The organism is Bradyrhizobium sp. HKCCYLRH2047 (assembly GCF_051168175.1).
Taxonomy (GTDB): Bacteria; Pseudomonadota; Alphaproteobacteria; order Rhizobiales; family Xanthobacteraceae; genus Bradyrhizobium.
Genome location: NZ_JBNPUM010000004.1, coordinates 1 through 18,331 on the forward strand (window position 1 = coordinate 1; position 18,331 = coordinate 18,331).

General features: G+C 66.4%; 19 protein-coding genes. 9 read left to right on the forward strand and 10 right to left on the reverse strand.

All coding sequences use genetic code 11. The features are described from left to right. Positions 1-108: 108 nt before the first annotated feature. Positions 109-756, reverse strand: coding sequence for a response regulator (locus ACQR1D_RS10330; RefSeq protein WP_434838446.1), 648 nt, complete (start codon positions 754-756; stop codon positions 109-111). A 10-nt stretch (positions 757-766) separates the two neighbouring features. Next, on the reverse strand, positions 767-2,125 hold the full coding sequence (locus ACQR1D_RS10335) for a histidine kinase (RefSeq protein ID WP_434838445.1): 1,359 nt from the start codon (positions 2,123-2,125) through the stop codon (positions 767-769). A gap of 195 nt (positions 2,126-2,320) precedes the next feature. On the opposite strand from ACQR1D_RS10335, the gene ACQR1D_RS10340 reads away from it, so the two are divergent. The 4 genes from ACQR1D_RS10340 to ACQR1D_RS10355 all read left to right on the forward strand — a co-directional run bounded on the left by ACQR1D_RS10340 (position 2,321) and on the right by ACQR1D_RS10355 (position 5,571). Beyond that, entirely contained in the window at positions 2,321-3,100 is a 780-nt protein-coding gene (locus ACQR1D_RS10340; RefSeq protein WP_434838444.1) for a MotA/TolQ/ExbB proton channel family protein, read from the forward strand. Next, positions 3,097-3,768 carry a hypothetical protein gene (locus tag ACQR1D_RS10345; protein ID WP_316183106.1) on the forward strand — a complete coding sequence of 224 codons (672 nt, stop codon included), beginning with the start codon at positions 3,097-3,099 and terminating at the stop codon, positions 3,766-3,768. Before ACQR1D_RS10340 ends, ACQR1D_RS10345 begins: the two co-directional genes overlap by 4 nt. Then, positions 3,765-4,373 (forward strand): hypothetical protein, encoded by a 609-nt coding sequence (locus tag ACQR1D_RS10350; RefSeq protein ID WP_434838443.1) that lies wholly within the window; start codon positions 3,765-3,767, stop codon positions 4,371-4,373. Before ACQR1D_RS10345 ends, ACQR1D_RS10350 begins: the two co-directional genes overlap by 4 nt. A gap of 259 nt (positions 4,374-4,632) precedes the next feature. Next, positions 4,633-5,571: a S1/P1 nuclease gene (locus ACQR1D_RS10355; RefSeq protein WP_434838442.1), complete on the forward strand. Its 939-nt coding sequence runs from the start codon at positions 4,633-4,635 to the stop codon at positions 5,569-5,571. Positions 5,572-5,584: 13 nt separating this feature from the next. Here the strand turns inward: ACQR1D_RS10355 and ACQR1D_RS10360 are convergent, their stop codons facing one another. Beyond that, positions 5,585-6,304, reverse strand: a complete 720-nt coding sequence (locus tag ACQR1D_RS10360; protein ID WP_434838441.1) for an SDR family oxidoreductase — start codon at positions 6,302-6,304, stop codon at positions 5,585-5,587. A gap of 99 nt (positions 6,305-6,403) precedes the next feature. Here ACQR1D_RS10360 and ACQR1D_RS10365 point away from each other — a divergent pair, with 99 nt between their 5' ends. Continuing rightward, positions 6,404-7,294 carry a LysR family transcriptional regulator gene (locus ACQR1D_RS10365; RefSeq protein ID WP_434838440.1) on the forward strand — a complete coding sequence of 297 codons (891 nt, stop codon included), beginning with the start codon at positions 6,404-6,406 and terminating at the stop codon, positions 7,292-7,294. Positions 7,295-7,405: 111 nt separating this feature from the next. Here the strand turns inward: ACQR1D_RS10365 and ACQR1D_RS10370 are convergent, their stop codons facing one another. Continuing rightward, the gene (locus tag ACQR1D_RS10370) at positions 7,406-7,636 is read right to left on the reverse strand and encodes a hypothetical protein (RefSeq protein ID WP_315801156.1); all 231 of its coding nucleotides are present in this window, start codon (positions 7,634-7,636) and stop codon (positions 7,406-7,408) included. A 619-nt stretch (positions 7,637-8,255) separates the two neighbouring features. Between ACQR1D_RS10370 and ACQR1D_RS10375 the strand changes: the two genes are divergently transcribed. The 3 genes from ACQR1D_RS10375 (at position 8,256) to ACQR1D_RS10385 (ending at position 10,746) form a co-directional block, all read left to right on the forward strand. Next, complete coding sequence (locus ACQR1D_RS10375) at positions 8,256-8,996, forward strand: metallophosphoesterase family protein (RefSeq protein WP_434838439.1); 741 nt, start codon at positions 8,256-8,258, stop codon at positions 8,994-8,996. Between the two features lie 4 nt (positions 8,997-9,000). Beyond that, complete coding sequence (locus ACQR1D_RS10380) at positions 9,001-10,452, forward strand: serine/threonine protein kinase (RefSeq protein ID WP_434838438.1); 1,452 nt, start codon at positions 9,001-9,003, stop codon at positions 10,450-10,452. A 126-nt stretch (positions 10,453-10,578) separates the two neighbouring features. Continuing rightward, positions 10,579-10,746, forward strand: coding sequence for a hypothetical protein (locus ACQR1D_RS10385; protein WP_434838437.1), 168 nt, complete (start codon positions 10,579-10,581; stop codon positions 10,744-10,746). On the opposite strand, the gene ACQR1D_RS10390 is transcribed toward ACQR1D_RS10385, so the two are convergent. The 4 genes from ACQR1D_RS10390 to rpe all read right to left on the reverse strand — a co-directional run bounded on the left by ACQR1D_RS10390 (position 10,739) and on the right by rpe (position 13,317). After that, positions 10,739-11,155, reverse strand: coding sequence for a hypothetical protein (locus ACQR1D_RS10390; protein ID WP_434838436.1), 417 nt, complete (start codon positions 11,153-11,155; stop codon positions 10,739-10,741). The genes ACQR1D_RS10385 and ACQR1D_RS10390 overlap by 8 nt on opposite strands. An 83-nt stretch (positions 11,156-11,238) precedes the next feature. Further along, positions 11,239-12,069 carry a bifunctional allantoicase/(S)-ureidoglycine aminohydrolase gene (locus ACQR1D_RS10395; protein WP_434838435.1) on the reverse strand — a complete coding sequence of 277 codons (831 nt, stop codon included), beginning with the start codon at positions 12,067-12,069 and terminating at the stop codon, positions 11,239-11,241. 45 nt (positions 12,070-12,114) lie between these two features. Next, positions 12,115-12,600 (reverse strand): ureidoglycolate lyase, encoded by a 486-nt coding sequence (locus ACQR1D_RS10400; protein WP_434838434.1) that lies wholly within the window; start codon positions 12,598-12,600, stop codon positions 12,115-12,117. Between the two features lie 15 nt (positions 12,601-12,615). Next, the gene (gene rpe, locus ACQR1D_RS10405; protein ID WP_315801151.1) at positions 12,616-13,317 is read right to left on the reverse strand and encodes a ribulose-phosphate 3-epimerase; all 702 of its coding nucleotides are present in this window, start codon (positions 13,315-13,317) and stop codon (positions 12,616-12,618) included. 229 nt (positions 13,318-13,546) lie between these two features. Here rpe and ACQR1D_RS10410 point away from each other — a divergent pair, with 229 nt between their 5' ends. Continuing rightward, a complete protein-coding gene (locus ACQR1D_RS10410; protein WP_434838433.1) occupies positions 13,547-14,323 on the forward strand; it encodes an EF-hand domain-containing protein in 777 nt (258 codons plus the stop codon). 2 nt (positions 14,324-14,325) lie between these two features. Here the strand turns inward: ACQR1D_RS10410 and ACQR1D_RS10415 are convergent, their stop codons facing one another. Next, positions 14,326-15,324: a P1 family peptidase gene (locus ACQR1D_RS10415; protein WP_434838432.1), complete on the reverse strand. Its 999-nt coding sequence runs from the start codon at positions 15,322-15,324 to the stop codon at positions 14,326-14,328. Between the two features lie 77 nt (positions 15,325-15,401). Next, complete coding sequence (locus tag ACQR1D_RS10420; RefSeq protein ID WP_434838431.1) at positions 15,402-18,176, reverse strand: PAS domain S-box protein; 2,775 nt, start codon at positions 18,174-18,176, stop codon at positions 15,402-15,404. Positions 18,177-18,331: the final 155 nt, after the last annotated feature.

Consider the following 18,331-nt stretch of genomic DNA (forward strand, 5'->3'; position numbering starts at 1 on the left):
TGAGGTGTCAACCATGTCTCCGAACACCTGTCAGCCATGTCCCCGGGCTGAACACTGCGCTCGCAATGACGGGCGGATAAAGCTTGAGCGCCGTGAGGGGTTGAGCCTCTACAAATCCGTCAGCCCGCTTGTGACCGCCAGCCGCACGAGCTGCGCATCTGTCTGCAATCCCGTCTTCGCCTTCACCAGGTAATGATAGTTCTGCACCGTCTTGACGCTGAGATGCAGGTTGGCGGCGATCTGCTCGGTGGTCAGGCCCGAGGCGAACTGGCGCAGGATCTCGATCTCGCGTTCGCCCAACCGATCCAGCACGGTCTGCTGCGGATCGAGGCTGTCGGCGGCCAGCACATGGGCGACGTCGTCGCTGAGCGCGCGCCCGCCGGCGATCACCATGCGGATGGCGCGGACCAGCGCCGACGGCTCGCTGCTCTTGGTGACGAAGCCGCTGGCGCCGGCGGCGAACGCCGCCTTCACCAGCGGCGCCTCGCCATGCATCGAGAACACCAGGATGCAGGCGCGATTGTCGCGGGCGCGGATGTTGCGGATCGCCTCCAGCCCGCTGGCCCCCTTCATCGAGATGTCGAGCACGACCACGTCGGGCGCATGCGCCTTGAACGCGGCATAGGCCGCCGCGGCGCTGTCGGCCTCGGCGATGACGCGAAATCCCTCCTGGCTCTCCAGCACGCGGCGATAGCCTTGCCGGACCACCGGGTGGTCGTCGACCAGCAGGATCGAAATGCCTGTGCGCTCGGGCATCCCCGTTATCTCAGGCGGCCAGTGGAATTGTCGCGGAGACGCTGAGCCCGCGCGCGGCCGGGCCGATCGACAGCGAACCGCCGACGGCGGCGATGCGCTCGCGGATTCCGGTCAGGCCGAAGCCGCGCGATTGCGCCAGCAACGTCGCATCGCCGCCGCCGTCGTCCTCGACCGAGATCACGAGCGCGCTCTCCGGACCCTGACGGCGCTCGACCCGCAACGACACCTCGCTCGCGCTGGTGTGGCGGAGCGCATTGGTCAGGCATTCCTGCGCCATGCGATAGGCGGTGACCGCGACCGGGCCCTGGATGTCGGCGAGATCGCCGTGCAGGTCGAGCCGGATCGCGGGTCGCGCGGCATGCTGATAGTTCTCGGTCAGCGCGATCAGGCCTGCGGCGAGGCCGAGCTCTTCGGTGAGCGGACGGCGCAGCCGGCTCAAGGTGCCGCGCAGGCAGGCCATCAGATGGCTGACGGACTGCGTGATCATGCGCGCATCCTGCGCGACCTGATCGTTGCGGCCGCTGCCGGTGCTCTCGATCGTCGAGGCAAAGGCGAGGATGGCCGTGAGGTTCTGCCCGAATTCGTCGTGCAGCTCGCGCGCCAGCGCCCGCCGCTCCTCGTCGCGGATGTCGAGCAGGCGCTCGGTGAGCGCGGCGCGCTGCTCGTTGGCCTGGGACAGCCGGTCGCCGAGCTCGCCGACGGCGCGGCCGATCATCGCGAGCTCCATCGAACGGAAGCGCGGCAGTGCGGGGCGATGGTCGCCCTCGGCCATCCGCTGCAGGGCCTGGACGATGCTGCGCGCCGGCGCCAGCGCATGCGCGATCGCCAGCGAGGCCAGCACGCCGATCGCGATTGCCATCGCCAGCGCCACGCCAAAACTGTCCTGGATACGCAGCCAGGCGAGCTGGATCGCCGCATCGGGATCGGCGATCGCCGAAACGGTTCCCGCCGTGGTGGAGCGCGCGCTGATCGGCTGCGCGACCGCCGCGTGATCGCCGAGGATGGCTTCCACGGCGCCTGAGAACCAGCGCGGCGGCGCGGCGCCGAGGCCCTTGCTCTGGCCGCACAGCGGCTTTTCGAAGGCGGCCTCGGGCTTGAGCTGCACGCAGATGCCGGGCGCGATCAGCTTCATGGTCTCGGTCGTGCGCCAGTCGGGCAGCGGCAGCAGCCGCTCGCGCGACCGGTTGCCGCGCAGCAGCAGCTCGCGCCAATACAGCGCCTCCAGCGCCTGCGAGACCCGGTCGGCCGATGCCGCGGTGGCGCGGTCGACGCTGCGATAGGCGTCGATGGTGACCCATACGGCCGCGGCGGCCAGACACAGCAGCACGATCAGCGCGAGGCGCGCAATGAGCTGGAGCACGAGACGCATGCGATCCTCTCCACGGCTTTTGCCGCAGCGTAACAATGGGCTGGTGCTCCGCCAAGTAAATGCACTGCAGCAAGCCGCAGGTTGGGAAATTTTCCCGAGCGCCTCGAGGCAGATGTCTTTGGACGCTGTTCCGCCGCTCTGCTTAACTCCCTCTGCGAAGCGCCGAACGAAAAGGCGCGCATCGGGAGGTCTTGCATGAGCGTGATCAGCAGTGCCGATCGGGTGGAACCTGCGCGCGATAGCGCCGAGCGCGGGCCGCTGCTGCTCTGGATGATCTTCACCGGCCTCACGATATTCGCCGCCGTGGTGCTCGCCCGCTATGGCTATTTCCACCTGATGGTCGCCTCCGACCGAACCTACATCTCCAGCGTCATCGCTGTGCTCTACGTCGTGACCTGCTGCCATTGCTTCTGGCGCACCAGGGCGATCGCGCGCGAGGCGGATGCGGCGCGGCGCTGCAGGGCCGTGCTGATCGGGCCCGATGCGGCGCGCGCGCTCGAACCTGATTCGCAGTTGCTTCCCAAAGGGCTCGTCACCAACCACATTCGCAGCCTCGTCACCAAGGCGCAAACGCAAGGGGCAGGGCGTCTCGACCAGACCTTGCTTCTGCGGACGCTCGCCGACCGCCTGCGCGGCTCCAACGGCTTCGGCGGCTTCGCCTCGGACACGCTGATGAAGCTCGGCCTGCTCGGCACCATCATCGGCTTCATCATCATGCTGGCGCCGATTGCCGGTCTCGACATCAACGACAAGTTGGCAATGAAATCCTCGATGGGATTGATGAGCGACGGCATGGCCGTAGCGATGTACACGACGCTCGCCGGCCTCGTGGGCTCGATCCTGGTGCGCATCCAGTACTACATGCTGGATGCGGCGACCGGGCGCGTGTTCTCGGACGCGGTCATGCTCACCGAGACGCGGGTGACGCCGCGGCTCGAGCGCGCGATGGATCGCGCGCCGGAGCAGGGCGCATGATGGACGATTTCGGACTCTATCCGCGCGAGGAGCAGTTCGACCCGTTCAGCGTGATGCTGTTCAAGGCGCTGCAGATCGTCGCGTTCTTCTTCTTCATCGCGGTGCTCGCGATCTCGCCGGACGCCAAGGACGGCAAGGTGGACAGCAAGGCCGAGTTCCTGATCACGATGGACTGGCCGGACAACCATCCCGACGATCTCGACCTGTTCGTGCAGGACCCCGTCGGCAACATCGCCTGGTACCGGCATCGCGAGGCCGGCTTCCTCACGCTCGACCGCGACGACCGCGGCGGCGCCAACGATTTCATCCTGGTCAACGGCCTGAAGATCCCGTCGCCGATCCGCGAGGAGATCGTCACGATCAGAGGCATCGTCGCCGGCGAATACACCGTCAACATCTCGCATTTCCAGAACGTCAGCGGCGCGCCGGTCGAGGCCACCGTGAAGGTGCAGAAGCTCAACCCGACCGCGCAGGTGATCTTCGACGACAAGGTCGTGCTCGACCACTCCGGCGACGAGAAGACGGCGTTGCGCTTCAAGCTCAATGCGGAAGGCAAGGTGATCGACGTCCAGCGGCGGCCCAAGTCGCTGCTGGAGACGTTCCGGAACGTCCGCGCCAACGGCGCCGACCTCGACCCCAAGACCGGTGTCAGGATGATCAGGCGATGACGAGCAATCTGCAGACCGTCATCGTCACGCTGTCCGTGTGCTACGCGCTGATCGGCGCGCTGCTCTTGCTGGTGCTGGTCTATGCAAGACTGCCATGGCAGGTGAAGGCGGTGGCGGTGATCATCACCAGCGCGTTCTATGTCGGCAGCTTCGTCGGCGCCCGCGGCCTGCTCGGCTGGGCCAGCGTCGACCGGCTGCCGCGGAGCTTCAAGGTGCTGCAGGTGCGGATCGTCGATCCGCACTCCGTCGAGGGCGATCCCGGCGCGGTCTATCTGTGGGTCGAGGCGCTGGACGACGACAACCGTCCGAGCGGCGTGCCGCGCGCCTATCGCATTCCCTACAGCGACACACTTGCCGACAAGGCCCAGCACGCCGCCGACCAGATCGCGGCCGGCCATCCGCAGGGCGGCCGCGCCGCTGATTTCGGCACCGGCGACGGCGGCGTCATCGACGCCGCGCGCGAATACATCCTGCCGAAGACCATCATCGAGACCGCTGGCGGGGATCCCTCCACCGGCGAGTTCAAGGCCGCCAAGAACGCCGGCGACGGCGTCTCGTTCACGCCACTTCTGCCGCCGCGCATGCCGCCGAAGGATGAGCAGTGAACGGGGCGACGCGGAAGAGCCTCCCAGCGGAGAGTCGATAACTCGCCACCGTCATTGCGAGGAGCGAAGCGACGAAGCAATCCAGGGTCCAGTTCGCAGCCCTGGATGCTTCGCTGCGCTCGCAATGACGGCGGAAAATGACCGCGGCGCAAGCGGTGAAATTGCCAACTTTCTCCATTCAAGCTAGGCTCAGGATCGTCTAGTAATCCAGCCGAATGCGCGTTTCATTTGTTGATTGAATCTCGAGGGGGGCTTCGCGATGCGTAAGCTGATGATTGCGTTTTTGGCCCTGATGTTGTGGCCGGCCGGACCGGCTCTGGCCTGGTGGGACGAGGGCCACATGCAGATCGCCTATCTGGCCTACAAGAAGCTATCCCCGGCGACGCGGGACCGGGCCGATGCGCTGCTCAAGCTCAATCCCGACTACCCCAGCTGGGTTGCCGGCGCGCCTGCGGGACAGGAGAAACTATACGCTTTCGTGCATGCGGCGACCTGGCCGGACGACATCAAGATGAAGCCGGACTATTACGACGATCAGGTGACGGATTCGACAGCGAAGCAGCTGGTGCCGTACGGCCACCTCAAGCATCAGTACTGGCACTACAAGGACGCGCTGTTCTCGGCCGACGACACGCCGCTGCCGCGCCCTGATGCTGTGGATGCGGTGTCGCAGCTCAAGCTGATGATCGCCAAGCTGCCGGCGAACACCGACGCCTCGGAGCCGCTGCGTTCGTACAGCCTCAGCTGGAGCATCCACCTCGTCGGCGATCTGCACCAGCCGCTGCACGCCATCGCCCGCTATTCGTCCGCGCTTCCCGACAAAGGCGGCGACCGCGGCGGCAATGAGGAGCAGGTGATCGCCGCCAACGGCGAGACGCAGAATCTGCACGCCTATTGGGACGGCATCTTCGGCGGCTATTCGACCGTGTTCGGCGCGATCTTCGACGCCGACCAGCGCGGAGGCCTGTCGACCGTCACGCCCGACGCCGGCAAGGCGCAGATCATCGACCCCGCGGTGTGGGCGCAAGAGAGCTTCGATCTCGCCAAGACGGTGGCCTATGCCGCTCCCGTTCGCACGGACAAGCAGCCGGTCGAATTGACCCGCGAGTACGAGACCAACGCCCGCGACCTTGCCCGCAAGCAGGCCGCGCTCGCCGCTGCGCGGCTCGCCAACCTTCTCGAGGTGGTGTTGCGGTAGAGCCGCCTGCGCCTCACGGCGCCCGCGTCGGACGAACGACGATCTCGTTGACGTCGACATCGTCGGGTTGCTGGATGGCATAGCGCACGGCGCGGCCGATCGCGTCCGGCTGCAGGGCAATCGCGCGGTAGCTGCGCATCATCTCGGCTGCGGTCTCGTCCGTGATGGTGCTGGCGAGTTCGCTCTCGACCACGCCCGGATGGATGCAGGTGACGCGCAGCTTGTCATTCTCCTGCCGGAGCCCGTCCGAGATCGCCCGCACGGCGTGCTTGGTCGCGCAGTAGATTGCGGCGGTCGGCACGACCTGCAGAGCGCCGATCGAGGCGATGTTGATGATGTGTCCGGAGCCGCGGGCCAGCATGCCGGGCAACACCGCCGCGATGCCGTTCAGCACGCCCTTGATGTTGACGTCGACCATGCGATCCCACTCGTCGACCTTCATCGAGGCCATCGGCGAGAGCGGCATGATGCCGGCATTGTTGATCATGACGTCCACGTGCCCCCACATCGCGCGCGCAGCCTCGGCAAAGGCCGCGACATCGGCGCGGTTGGTCACATCCAGCGCCCGAACCTCGGCGGTTTGGCCGGCCGCGTGCAGCTCGGCGGCGAGCGCCTCGAGCCGATCCAGGCGGCGCGCGCCCAGCAGCAGCCGCGCGCCCGTGGCGGCCAGCTCTCGTGCGATCCCCGCGCCAATGCCGCTCGACGCCCCGGTAATCAGGATGACTTTGTCCATGTTCAACTCCCGTCGGTTGGTGACGGGCGGATGCTACGTTGCCGGAATTGTCACGAAAATTTGCCCAATGCTTGCCTCGGTGGTAAGCGTATCTAACCAATGCGGGTCGACAAGAACATGATCGAGCTGTTCGTGGCGGTCGCCGAGGCCGGCAGCTTCCGCCTTGCCGCGGACCGTCTGGGCGTGACGCGGTCTGCCGTCAGCCAGGCCATGGGCAGGCTGGAGGACCATCTCGGGATTTCCCTGGTCAGCCGGACGACCCGCAGCTTCAGCCTGACCGAGGCGGGACGCCGTTTCTATGCCGATGTCGCGCCGGCGATCGGCGCGCTGAATGCCGCCGCCGAGCAGATCGGCGACAAGGCCGGGCCGCCGTCCGGCCTGCTGCGGCTGGCCGTGTCCTCCATCGCCGAGCGCTTCATCTCCGGGCCATTGCTGGCCTCGTTCATGCAAACCTGTCCCGCGATCGAACTGGACATCACCATCACCGACGACACCTTCGACATCGTCGCCGAGCACTACGACGCGGGGGTGCGCCTCGGAGAAGTCATCGCGCAGGACATGATCGCTGTCCCGGTGTCCGGAGATCAGAGGCAGCTGGCCTTCGCCGCACCGAGCTATCTGGAAGAACACAGCGCGCCGGCGCACCCGCGGGACCTGATTCATCATGCCTGCATCGGCTGGCGGCCCGCGCCGCTGGTCGCGCCCTATCGCTGGGAGTTCACCGAAGCGGGCAGGGACTTCAATGTCGAGGTGAAGCCCAGCCTGACGACCAACGACATGTCGTTGATGATCCGCACCGCATGCGCGGGCGGCGGCATCACCTTCGGCATGGAGGAGACGTTCCAGCCCTACGTCGCGCGTGGCGAACTGGTGCCGCTGCTCGAAAGCTTTTCCGCGCCGTTTGCCGGATTCTACCTGTACTTTCCAAGGCGCCGGAACTTGGCGCCCAAGCTCCGCGCGCTCATCGACCATGCGAGGCGGGGACTATGACAGCAGCGAGGTCTTCATCATCGTGTAGCCCGGAAGAGCGAAAGCGATATCCGGGTTCACCGACAGAGCGCGTGAGACACTCGACTGCCGCTTCCGGCGTGGGCACACGGACTACGACTCCTCCTCCTCAAAGAGGTCGGGTTCGCCAATCCAATTGATGACGATCTGCTTGGCAACCTGCTTGTGTCCCCAAGGAGATGTCAGCCCGACATCATAAATATGCAGGTGATTTCTGTTTTGCGTCTTAAGTCTAGTCAATTGATCTATCAACACATCGACGCCGTCGGTATCGACCATCAGATCGACACCACCAAGTACTTCGTTCCAAACAGCGATAATCATCGGTTATTCCGGAGCGTGAGACGCGGGAACGGATTTCGCCGTGTAGCAAGCGCCATCCAAGAAATCTATTTCATTTTTTCAGAAATCATGCTATACGCTATCATCCCGTCCCGAGCAGAGGGGCGTAGCGCGCGATCGTCACGACACGTGGGGCGGGGAAGCGATGGACGCTGGGCTAGCGTGAGACGAGCGCTTGGCCTGCGGACGTGAAGTCGTGTCGTCCTGGCCTCCCGGTGCCGAGGTCAAGCTGACGCCAGCGCTCGCGCGCTGCGTCAATGACGGGGTCAACAAGCCGGTCCCCGGGGAGATCACGATATAAGCGTTAAAACCGTCGCGCGGGGAATGCCGGATGTTCGGCTGAACCTGTGGTGACTGCCGCCTGCTTTTTTTCTGCAGGCGGGCCATGGGTGAGGCCTTCACCCGGCATTCCCCGCGCCCTCTCGCTCGTTCGATGGGGCACAGCGATCGCACAGCTCGGGCGAGGTCCGCCGCGAGAACGCGACGTCGTGACGCCGATGGATCGGCCGCGCCGAAAAACTCCTAGCTCCGATCCGCCTGGTTTGATGTTGCTCAAATTCCGTGCGAAGCCCACTTGTACGGTGGAACCGGGAGGACACGGGTGCTGCTGGCGATTTTCACCGATATCCATGCCAATCGGCAGGCTTTTGCGGCCTGCCTGGAGGTGGCGCGTGCGCGTGGCGCGGATCGTCTCATCTGCCTCGGCGACATCGTCGGCTATGGCGCCGATCCGGAATGGTCGGTCGACACGGTCATGGAGATCGTCGCCGAGGGCGGGCTGGCGGTGCGCGGCAACCACGACAATGCCGTCTCGGTCGCGAGCGAGACCATGAATGCCGAGGCGCAGGCAGCCATGGAATGGACGCGCGGCCGGCTCAGCGCCGAGCAGCGCCGCTTTCTCGCCGAGCTGCCGATGAGCATCGGTGACGACGACCGGTTGTTCGTGCATGCGGAGGCGTCCAGCCCACCGCGCTGGCGCTATGTGCAGTCGTCGGCCGATGCCGCGCGCAGCATGATCGCGACCGAGGCGCAGGTGACGTTCTGCGGCCACATCCACCGTCCGGCGCTATATTCGATGTCCGCCACCGCCAAGATGACGAGCTTCACCCCGACCGCCAACATGCCCATTCAGCTGTTGCGCGGCCGGCAATGGCTGGCCGTGGTCGGCTCGGTCGGCCAGCCGCGCGACGGTGATCCGGCCGCGTCGTTCGTGACCTTCGACACCAAGACCCGCGAGCTGACCTATTGCCGCGTGCCCTATGACGTCGACGCGGCGGCGCAGCGCATTCGCGACAACGGCCTGCCGCCCTGGCTGGCGCAGCGGCTCTCGATGGGGCGGTAGAGGCATGCCAAGAGCGAAACTTCAGCCGGGCGTCGTGATCGACGGCTTCACGGTCGGCGAGTGCGTGCATTCCGGCGGCATGGCGACGCTGTGGAGCGTCACGCGCCCCGACATCGACCGTCCCATCCTGATGAAGGTGCCGCGCGTCTCCGAGGGCGAGGATCCCGCGGCGATCGTCAGCTTCGAGATGGAGCAGATGATCCTGCCGAAACTGTCCGGGCCGCACGTGCCGGCCTGTTTTGCGACCGGGGATTTCGCCACCCAGGCCTATGTCGTGATCGAGCAGATTCCGGGCGAGACGCTGTACAAGCGGCTGCCTGAGCTGCCGCTGGCTTACGAGGAGGCGCGGGTGCTGGTCGCGAAGATCGCGACCGCGCTCGCCGATATTCACCGGCAGCACGTCATCCATCACGACATCAAGCCCTCCAGCATCATGTTCCGGCCGTCGGGGGAGGCGGTGCTGATCGACTACGGCCTGTCCTGCCACAAGCACTTGCCGGATCTCTTGCAGGAGGAGTTCCGCCTGCCTTACGGCACGGCGCCCTACATGGCGCCCGAGCGCATGATGGGCACGCGCAGCGATCCGCGCAGCGACATCTTTTCGCTCGGCGTGCTGCTCTACTTCTTCACCACCGGCGTGCGGCCGTTCGGCGAGACCGAGACGCTGCGGGGCATGCGCCGGCGTCTCTGGCGCGATCCCTATCCGCCGCGGCAATTGAAGCCGGACTATCCACCGTGGCTGCAGGAGATCGTGCTGCGCTGCCTGGAGATCGAGCCGGTCTGGCGCTACCCGACCGCGGCGCAGCTTGCCTTCGATCTCGGCCATCCCGACCAGGTCAAGCTCACGGCGCGCGCGGAGAAGGTCAAGCGCGATCCGATCACCACCGTGTGGCGGCGCCGCTTCAACCGCGGCCTGGTGCAGCCGGAACAGAAAGCATCCGATGTCGCGGTGCAGATCGCCTCCAGTCCGATCGTGGCGGTCGCGATCGACACCGCTGAAGGCGGCGAGGAGCTCAACGGCGCGCTGCGGCTCACCGCGCAGCGCATCCTCGCGACCTTGCCTGCGGCGCGGCTCGCCTGCGTCAACGTGCTGAAGCTCGGGCGCCTCACCATCGACCGCACCCTGGACGAGGAGGGCAACAACAAGCACATCGACCGCATGGTCGCGCTGAAGCACTGGGCGACGCCGCTCAAGCTCGACGCCAGCCGGCTGACGGTGCATGTGCTGGAGGCCGTCGATCCGGCCGCCACCATCATCGCGTTCGCCGAGGCCAACCAGGTCGACCACATCATCATCGGCGCCCGTCGCGATTCGGTGCTGCGTTCGCTGCTCGGCAGCGTCTCGGCGAAGGTCGCAGCGGAGGCGGGGTGCACCGTCACGGTGGTCCGCACGCGCGCTGCCGCGCGGGAGATGGACGACGACGATGTGCCGGCGAAGGTCGGGTCGGGCGGATGAGGAGGCAACTCCTCATGGTGAGGAGCGCCGCAGGCGCGTCTCGAACCATGAGGCCCGGTCCGGGGCCTCGCCCTTCGAGACGCCCGCCTCTGGCGGGCTCCTCAGGGTGAGGCGTGGCAGCGGTGCGTGAAGAAGGATGTCGTGGGGGCTGCTCTCTTACAGCATTTGAGTGCGGGGCAGGAGACCTTCACCATGCGGTTCGCGCGCTACGCCGGCGGCACCTCAGCCCGACCGTTCAGCGCCGTTTCCGCCGGCGAGGGCGATGTGCGCATGAACCGTGGGCGTATCAACTGAGAGCATAGTTCGAGTATTCTACGGAGCCGTCTGGAAAGTGGATCTGCCAGATTTCGTAAGCGGTGAAGTTCAAGATCTGGAGCTTGATCGAGTTGCCAAAGAGCAGGATCAGGTCAGCCGTTTCTCTGTCGAACCGGGCATCGCTGCACGATGTACCATGCAGGAGCCTAGACATTTCCTGCGTCGCATCGATGGGGGTCGGAAGACCATATTGCTGTCGGTGATCGAAGCTCGACAGCACAGCGCGGCCGTCTTGTATGAGGCGCCAGTAGAAGGCCTTCAAGATGGTGCCGTCTGAAAATTTCAAGCCGACGGCTGCTGCTCCGATTTCGTCAGGAGCATCCTCAGCGGAGACATCGACCTGGGTTCCTCGTAGCTTGACGAGACTTTGCTCCAATGCGGTCATCATTTCGTATCGCTCTATGCAGGGTGATCAACTCCAAGCTGTCAGTCCCGCAGCAAGTACGCCACCACTGCGGCGTTCGGCTCACCTCACCGGAACGGGCGCAGCTTCATGTGGCGGTTGGCGTCCTTGTAGAGCAGATAGCGGAAGCGGCCGGGGCCGCCGGCGTAGCAGGCCTGAGGGCAGAACGCGCGCAGCCACATGAAGTCGCCGGCCTCGACCTCGACCCAGTCGCGGTTGAGCTTGTAGACGGCCTTGCCCTCGAGCACGTAGAGTCCGTGCTCCATCACATGCGTCTCCAGGAACGGGATCACGGCGCCGGGCTCGAAGGTGACGATGTTGACGTGCATGTCGTGGCGGACGTTGAGCGGATCGACGAAGCGCGTGGTGGCCCAGCGGCCGTCCGTGCCGGGCATCCCGACGGGCGCGGTCGTCGCCTCGTTGGTGACGAAGGCGTCCGGCGCGGCGATGCCGGGGACGGCCTCATAGGCCTTGCGGATCCAGTGGAAGGTCGCGGGCACCGCGCTGGCGTTCTTCAGCGTCCACTTGCAGGAGGGTGGCAGGAAGGCGTAGCCGCCCTTGCCCAAGCGATGATCGGTGCCGGCGATGGTCAGCGCGATTTCGCCCCCGACGACGAACAGCACGCCTTCGGCCTCGGGATCAGGCTCCGGCTGGGTGCTGCCGCCGCCGGGCGACACCTCGACGATGTATTGCGAGAACGTCTCCGAGAAGCCGGAGAGGGGACGCGCGATCACCCAGGTCCGCGTCTTGTCCCAGAACGGCAGCGCCGAGGTGACGATGTCGCGCATCACGCCCTTGGGGATCACGGCGTAGGCCTCGGTGAACACGGCGCGTCCGGTGAGAAGATCGGTCTGCGGCGGGTGGCCGCCCTGCGGCACGAAGTAGTTCGGCTTGTCCATCGTCGTCTCTCCTGCGCGCGGATCGGCACGCCCGCGCGCCATGATTCAGGGGATGCTCAGGAACAGCGGCTGGTCGAGCCACAGCTCCTCGAGATTGTCGGGGCTCATGCGGTCGACCACCATGAAGCGGGAGGCCTCGTCGAACACCAGCAGCGGATGATGCCAGACGTTGCGCGCGTAGTTCACGCCCTGGCGTCCGCTGGCGGCGAAGGCGCGGTAGCTCGCGGGATCCCGCGGATCGGCGCAGACCAGCACCAGCCAAGGCCGGTTCTGCAGTGGCATGAACAACTGGGTGCCGAGCGGATGCCGCTCCATCAGCCTGATCTCGATCGGGAGCGGCCGCGGCTTGGCCTCGAACAGGCTGATATTGACGTCGACGCCGCCCGAGGTGACGTCGATGGCGGCGAGGCCGTTGCAGCGGCGGGCAAAGCCCTGGTTGATGTCGATGGGCTGGGCGCCATCGGTCTCGACGACGTCGCCGAAGGCGGCGAACGCGGCTTTCGTCAGCGGCTGCGGCGTGAGCGCGTGCATCCCGCCTCGCGTGCCTCAGATCGCTTCGCCGCGCGCCAACGTGGCGGCGCTGCGGATCGCGGCGATGTTGCTGCGATAGGCCTCCTCCGTGCCGCCCTTGAACACGGCGGAGCCTGCGACGAAGGCGTTGGCGCCGGCGGCGGCGAGCGCGCCGGCATTGTCGCGGCCGACGCCGCCATCGACCTCGATATCGATCGGCCGGCCAGCGGTCATCGCCCGCAGATCCTGGATCTTGCCGATCGCCGAGGGGATGAATGCCTGGCCGCCGAAGCCGGGGTTGACCGACATGATCAGCACGAGGTCGACGAGGTCGAGCACGTATTCGATGACGTTGAGCGGCGTCGAGGGGTTGAGCGAGACGCCGGCCTTCTTGCCGAGCGCGCGGATCGCCTGCAGCGAGCGATGCAGATGCGGGCCGGCCTCGGCATGGACCGTGATGTGGTCGCAGCCGGCCTTGGCAAAGGCTTCGAGATAGGGATCGCACGGCGTGATCATCAGATGCGCGTCGAAGATCTTGGTGGTGTGCGGGCGCAGCGCCTTGATCACGTCAGGGCCGTAGGAAATGTTCGGCACGAAATGGCCGTCCATGACGTCGAGATGGATCCAGTCGGCGCCGGCGGCATCGACGGCGCGAACCTCCTCGCCGAGCTTGGAGAAATCCGACGCCAGGATCGAAGGCGCGATGACGAGCGGACGCGGCGTGAAGGGCTGGGTCATGGACGGCTGTTCCAGTGCGATCGGGATTGTCGCCGTATCATGCGGGCGCGGTTGCGGCAACGCGGGCAGGAAAAATCTGCCGGGCGCGGCATGAAGTGCCGGGTTCAGGCGTCAGCAACGTGGCGCAATATCCCGACATATCAGCGGTTTGGCGGTGGCACGGCGATTGCGAGGGAAGGCGCAGGATTGTTGTCGCCGCGGCTCGTAGCGGCCTTCTCGGAGTTTCGCCATGTGGGGTCTTGCACTGGGGGCCGCGTCGTCGGTCCTGGATGGACTGCAGTCGCTGGGATCCACCAAGTCCGGTTCCGGCAAATCGGGCAATTCCGGCGGTGGCCTGTTCAGTCTGAACGGCGGCGGCTCGAGCAACTCGGGCAATTTCAGCCCATGGTCGAGCTCCGGCAGCAGCAGCTCCGGGCAGATCGCGCCGGAGACGATGAACGCGTTGCTGGCGGCGCAGAGCCAGTCGGGATCGTCGACATCGGCGAGTTCTTCGACCAACCCGCTGCAGGACCTGTTCTCACAGATCGACGGCGATGGCGATGGGCAGATCACGAAGTCGGAATTCGAGAACGCGCTCGGCGCCGGTGGCACCAACCTCGCCAATGCCGACAAGGTGTTCGGCAAGCTCGACAGCAACGGCGACGGCAGTGTCAGCATGGACGAGCTGACATCGGCGCTGAAGGGCGCGGGCAGCGGTCGTGGCCATCATCGTCATCAGGCCGGCTCCGGCGGGTCGGGCAGCAGCGGCAATTCGTCGGGAGCAGGAGCGGATGCGCTGATGCAGGCGCTGTCGGGCGCCTCGAGCTCCTCGTCCACCAACAGCGACGGGTCGACCACCACCACGATCACCTACGCGGATGGCTCGAAGGTGACGCTGACGACGCCGGCGGCCACCACCGCGTCCAGCGCTGCGACCTCGTCCTACAACATGATCGAGAAGCTGATCCAGCGGCAGTCCAACATGCTGTCGGCCTCCACGACTTCAACGACCGCGGTCAGCGCGTAGGCTCAACTGCCGAAGCGGCCTTGCCAGGACGGCAGCGCGCCGGCGAAGGGCAGCGGCCTCGCGTGATAGACGCCGCGGGCGATCGCGCGCGCCAGGACGTTGGCCGCGACCATGCCGAGCTCGCTCAGCTCGACCAGCGGCTCGATCGGCCTGGCGCAGGTCGCCGCCGCGAACACGATGTCGCCGTCGAGCGGCAGATGCACCGGATAGATCGCACGCGCCATGCCGGTCTGCGCCATCATCGCGAGCCGCTTGGCCTGCGCCTTGGTCAGGACGGCGTCGGTCACGACGAGGCTGATCGTGGTGTTCTCGGAGGCCGACGCCGCCGGGCCGCCCTTGATGCGCATCGCCAGCATGTCCGGCGTGAAGGCGGCCGGCAGGCCGCGGCCGCCGAACTCGCCGTCGACCTCGTACGGCGCTGCCCAGAACCACGGACCGTCGCCGACCGTGACGCTGCCGACCGCATTCACGACCGCGACGGCCGCGACCTTGATGCCGCCTGTCGTCGTCGCTGACGCCGAGCCAAGTCCGCCCTGCAGGTTGGCGGTGGTGGCGCCGAGCCCGGCACCGACGCTGCCGAGCGCGAAGGTCGTGTCGGCCGCCGCTGCGGCCGCATAGCCGAGCTCGCGATAGGGCGCGTAGCGACCCCAGGCCTTGTTGCCGCCGTTCAAGAGGTCGAACATGATCGCGCCGGGGACGATCGGGATCAGCGCGTCGCGCACGGCAAAGCCGCGCCCCTGTTCCGCCAGCCAGGCCTGGATGCCGCTCGCGGCCTCCAGCCCGAACGCCGAGCCGCCCGACAGGGCAATGGCGTCGACCCGTTCCACGGTATTCGCAGGATCGAGCAGAGCGTCCTCGCGCACCCCAGGCCCGCCGCCGCGGATGTCGATCGCGGCGACCGCCGGCTGATCGAACAGGATCGCGGTGACGCCGGATGCGAGCGCCGCGTCATCGGCGTGTCCCACGCGCAAGCCAGGGATGTCGGTGAGGAGGTTCTGCACGGTCGCCCTCGCTGCAGGTGATGATGCCGGATGGATAGCGCGGCCGACGCGGCGGCTCAATGCAACAGCGCGCTGCTTCATCGCTCCAGCGCGATGCGGATCATGCGTGCGAGCTCGGGCTTGCGGTAGGGCTTGGGCAGCAGCAGCACGCCGGCGTCGAGGCGGCCGTGATGCACGATCGCATTCTCGGTATAGCCCGAGGTGAACAGCGTCCGCAGCGACGGCCGCCGCGCGCGGGCGGCATCGGCGAGCTGGCGGCCGTTCATGGCGCCGGGCATGATGACGTCGGTGAACAGCAGGTCGATCTCCGGATGGCGCTCCAGCACGTCGAGCGCCTCGGCGGCATTGGCTGCGGCCAGGGTGGTGTAGCCGAGGCTGCCGACCTGGGCGATCACGTGCTGGCGTACCAGCGGATCGTCCTCCACGATCAGGATCGTCTCGTTGCCGCCGCGCGCGTCCGGCGCCTGCAGGCCCGCGCTGGCGGCCGGAGCGGACGCCGAGTGCGGCAGATACAGCTTGATCGAGGTGCCGTGGCCGACCTCGCTATAGATCTTGATATGGCCGCCCGACTGCTTGACGAAGCCAAACACCATGCTGAGGCCGAGGCCCGTGCCCTTGCCGGTGCCCTTGGTCGAGAAGAACGGATCGAACACCTTCTCGAGATAGGCGGGCGGGATGCCGCAGCCGGTATCGCTGACGGCGATCATCACGTAATCGCCGACGGCAACCTCGCTATGGGCGTCGGCATAGTCCTGGTCGAGCGCGACGTTGGCCGTTTCCAGCGTCAGCTTTCCGCCCTGCGGCATCGCATCGCGTGCATTGAGCGCGAGGTTGACGATCGCGGTGGCGAGCTGGTTCGGATCGGCCAGTGCGGTACATGGATCGGAGCTGAGCGTGCGCTCGATCTCGATCTGCGCGCCGAGCGTCGGCTGCAGCAAGGCTGCGGTCTCGTTCAACAGCGCGTTGACGTCGAGATCCGTCGGCTGCAGCGGCTGCTTGCGGGCGAAGGCCAGCAACTGCCGCGTGAGCTGCGCGCCGCGGTCGGCGGAGTCGTCGATCAGCTTGGCGACGGAGGCGAGCTCCGGCCGGTCGGACACGGCGTCGGCAAGAATGCCGATGCTGCCGGTGATGACGGTGAGGATGTTGTTGAAGTCGTGGGCGACGCCGCCGGTGAGCTGCCCGACCGCCTCCATCTTCTGCGCCTGGCGGAATTGCGCCTCGGCGGCGCGCTTCTCGGTGAGGTCGCGGCCGACGAAGAAGTGGCGCTGCACCGGGTCCGACCAGCTCGCCATCCAGTTCAGGACGACGCCGCGGCCTTCCTTGTGCAGGAGCTGCGCCTCGAAATTGTGGACGTCGCGGCCGCGGCGGCAGGCGCGCATCTGGCTACGGACCGCCTCGAGCTCGGGCGGAAAGACGAAGTCGCTGGCATTGCGGCCGACCATCTCCTCCGGCCGGTAGCCGAGCACGTCCACCGCGCTCGGGCTGACCTGCATCAATTGTCCGTAGGAGTTGGCCACCAGGATCAGGTCCTGCGAGGTCTCGAAGATGCGGCGGCGCTCCTCGGTCTCACGGGTCAGGGCGGTTCGGGTGCGCTTGCTCTCGGTGATGTCGCGCGCGACCTTGGAGGCGCCGACGACCGCGCCACGCGCGTCGAGAATCGGGGACACGCCGAGCGACACTTCGATCTCGTGGCCGTCCTTGTGGCGGCGGATCGTCTCGTGATGCTCGATGTTCTCGCCGTCCCCGATCCGGCTCAGGATGCGATCGACCTCACTGCGTCGTTCCGCGGGCACGATCAGGCCGATGTCGTGGCCGAGCGCCTCGTCTGCGCGATATCCGAACAGGTGTTCGGCAGCGCGGTTCCATGATGTGATCTTGCCCTGCAGCGTCAGCGTGATGATGGCGTCGCTGGAGGATTCCACCACGGCGCTGAACAGCCGCTCGCGCGCGATGAAGCGTGCCCGCTCGCTCTCGCTCTCGCGGCGCTGCCGTTGCAACAGCCGCGTGAGTCTTGCCTGCAGACTGACATTGTCCGCGAGCAGGACGCCAAGCACGAAGCTCGCTGCCAGCAGGCCGTAGATGCGCCCTGCGTAGTAGCCGAGGTCGAATCGGGCGGCGTTGAGCAGCGAGGAGAGCGAGAGATCGAACAGCCAGGCGCACAGCACCACCATGACCCAGAGGTCGAGAATGCTGTGCGGCCGGCGCAGCGCCAGCACGAGCAGGGCAGCCGACGTCACGCACCAGATGGCGCCGACCACGATCTTCAATGCCGGCGTGGCAGCGTCGGCGCGGACGAGCGCGGGCAGCGCTGCATCATGGGCGATCACCGCCCAGGTCAGTGCCGCAAGCGCGATCGCCACGCCGAGAATGGCGACCGACAGCGACAGCGCGACGGATTTGACGGGTGTCGGATGGACACGGTCGTGCAGCGCATAGGCGAGAACGAACAGCGGGAACGCGCCGTGCCAGATCATGTAGATCCACACCGCGGTCTGCGGCCCTGCGTCGAGCAGGCCGCTGTGAGAATACAGCCCCGGAAACACCAGCGTATGCAGCAGCGAGGCCGGCGCGGTGAACAGGTAACCGGAGGCCAGCCACAGCAGCGGTCGGGAGCGCAGCAGCACGAACTGGGAGAACAGCAGGAACGCAGTGATGAGATCGTTCAGCGCCAACGCCGATTGGTAGCTCGCGACGAACGCAGGCACTGCCGGCAACTGCACCTTTGCAAAGGGAGCGGCAGCGGCAAACAGCAGGGTCGAGATCGCAATCGCAGCCAATGCTGCGATCTGGTCTCGGCGCGTCGCGGTGGACGTCGACAGAAGGATTTCGCGATGATCCTCGATGCTCTGCATCTCCAGGAATCCTGCGCAACAGAGCCAACGTGCAAAACGCGGCGGTCACCACTTGTGCGCGATAAAAATCAATGTTCTAATGAAGGTTGTATGGTACCAGATCGAGACGTTCTGTAGAATGAGTCGATAGTAGAAGTAACTGCACCTTTACCGCT